Here is a 2,105-nt window from a genome sequence, read left to right as displayed (position 1 = left end):
GCGGGCAGGTCGGCGATGCCTGGCTCGGCCTGGCCGCGGCCTGGCTCGTGGCGACCCAGGCGGGGGCACCCCTGGCGGCCTGCCTGCGAGACCTCGCGGCATCCTTTCGCGAGGTGGGCCGCCTGCACGCCGACCTGGCGGTGGCGCTCGCCGGGCCGGCCGCGACCGCCCGCATGGTCATGTTCCTGCCTGCGATCGGCCTGCTGTTCGGCAGCCTGATGGGTTTCAACACGTTGCGGATGCTGTTCCTCACCGTGCCGGGCTGGATCTGCCTGGTCGTCGGAGTGGCCCTGATGTTCGCCGCTGACCGGTGGAACCGGCATCTGATGCGCGCGGCCAGGGCGCGGGACCCGACACCGGGACTCGAGTTCGACCTGATGGCGATCGCCATGGCCGGCGGCGGTTCCCTGGGCCGCGCGCGAGCCCTGGTGGACGACGCTGTCGACCGATTCGCGCTGCACCGGGGCGACTCGACGGCCGCCATCGGTCAGGTGCTCGAGTTGTCGGTCCGCGCGGGCGTGCCGGCCGCCGAACTGCTGCGCGCCGAGGCGGAGCAGTTGCGCCGCGATGCCCGTGCCGAGGGCCAGCGCCGGGCGGCGACGCTCGGGGTGACGCTGATGATCCCGCTCGGGGTGTGCGTTCTTCCGGCCTTCATGCTCGTCGGCGTCGTGCCGCTGTTGATGACGGTGCTCTCCTCGACCCTCACGACGTTCTGAGGCGACAGGAGAGTCCTCGGCACGGCCGGCGGTCGGGGAGTGCGGGCGTTAACGAAAAGAGCCGGGCCCGAGGCCCGGCTCCCGAAGTCACGGCAACTGCCGTCCAACTGCTCTAGCCGTTCCGTGCCGTTCTGATATTCAAGGCGGCGCGCTTTACCTTCAGAGACTCCGTTGCGACGGTCTTACCTGTGCTCTTCTTCGGTTGTTGGTCTGCCATCAGCGCCCCGATTCTCCGAGCCAGTTGGCTTCGGTGGACAAAGACTACGCCTCGTCGGGACCCGGCGGAAGAGCCGGGCGGGAATCATTCACCGACTCGTGGAATTGGCAAGCCCCCCGTGCTCACCTGGGACGACGCCCTGCCGGAGCGTGCTGTTCTCCACAGTTCATGACGGGCGATGTTCCGCACCGGTTGTCGCCGACGCCGCACCGTCCGGACCGGGCAGGAGAGTCTGGTGTTCGTCGTGCAGCCCACAACCGCGTCGAAGGACGCGAGAGGAGACGAACAGATGCCCGGAAATGCCCAGCCCGCGTTAGCCAGGCGCGCGCCCGCCTACGACGCCACCGACGCCTACGCCGCCACCGCCGCCACCGACGCAGACAAGCGGGTCGGAGAAGGCGCAGGAGGCGGAGGGGCGGCAACGGATGCGGAGGGCAGGACGAGAACCATCCGCCGCCTCTGCGATGACGCCGGAGCCGCGACCGCGGAGTACGTGATCGCGACCATGGCGGCCGTCGGCTTCGCCGGCCTGCTCATCGTGATCCTGCGCGGGGACGAGGTGCGCGGCATCCTGACCGACCTGGTGCGCAATGCCCTCACCGTGGGGTGACCGCGGCACGGTCACGGCCGAGTTCGCCGCGGTGGTTCCCGCTGTGCTCCTGGTGCTCGCCCTCTGCCTCGGCGCGGTGCAGGTCTCCGGCCAGCAGGTGCGCCTCGTGGGCGCCGCGGCCGCGGCCGCCCGCTCGCTGGCCCGCGGCGACGGTGACGACCGCGCCGCCGGGCTCGTTCGCCGTCTGGTCGGCCCTGCCTCGATGAGCACCGAGCGGCAGGGAGATTTCATCTGTGTGCGTCTCCGCGCCCCGAGCGCGTTCGGCGCCTTCGCGGCGGTGGGGGTCACGGTGACGGCCGGGTCCTGTGCACTCGGCGGTGGCGGATGAGGACTCCGGCGCTCCCGCCGGAACGGACGGGCCGTGCCCGGGTGGAGCGAGGGTCGGGTTCGGTGCTCGCGGTCGGGATCATCGGTGCCGTGCTCGCCGTGACCGCCGTGATGCTGCCGCTGATGGCCGTGCTCGCGGCAGGTCAGTCCGTGCGCACCGCCGCCGATGCGGCCGCGCTCGCCGCGGCCGACACGGCGTCCGGCCTGGTCGCCGGGGTGCCGTGCCAGGCTGCCG

The 2,105-nt window shown here is 71.8% G+C and carries 3 protein-coding genes and 1 pseudogene; all 4 read left to right on the top strand.

The features are described from left to right. Positions 1 to 716, top strand: a 716-nt coding sequence (locus tag E3T48_RS15675) for a type II secretion system F family protein (RefSeq protein WP_134524957.1), incomplete at its 5' end; no start/stop codon positions are given. A gap of 665 nt (positions 717 to 1,381) precedes the next feature. Continuing rightward, positions 1,382 to 1,543, top strand: a complete 162-nt coding sequence (locus tag E3T48_RS17360) for a DUF4244 domain-containing protein (RefSeq protein ID WP_241986872.1) — start codon at positions 1,382 to 1,384, stop codon at positions 1,541 to 1,543. Then, the gene (locus E3T48_RS15665) at positions 1,524 to 1,871 is read left to right on the top strand and encodes a TadE family type IV pilus minor pilin (RefSeq protein ID WP_134524955.1); all 348 of its coding nucleotides are present in this window, start codon (positions 1,524 to 1,526) and stop codon (positions 1,869 to 1,871) included. The genes E3T48_RS17360 and E3T48_RS15665 overlap by 20 nt, the downstream gene beginning before the upstream one ends. After that, a pseudogene (locus tag E3T48_RS16975) lies at positions 1,868 to 2,105 on the top strand (Rv3654c family TadE-like protein); the annotation flags it as partial. The gene E3T48_RS15665 and the pseudogene E3T48_RS16975, both read left to right, overlap by 4 nt.

It is taken from the genome of Cryobacterium fucosi (genome assembly GCF_004403515.1).
GTDB classification, from domain to species: Bacteria; Actinomycetota; Actinomycetes; order Actinomycetales; family Microbacteriaceae; genus Cryobacterium; species Cryobacterium fucosi.
The sequence above is the reverse complement of the archived record's forward strand: the minus strand, read 5'-3'. Positions and strand labels throughout refer to the sequence as shown.

Bases quoted from the DNA above. Each gene is read 5' to 3' on its own strand.
- E3T48_RS15665 (WP_134524955.1), top strand. From the start codon at position 1,524: ATGCCCTCACCGTGGGGTGACCGCGGCACGGTCACGGCCGAGTTCGCC.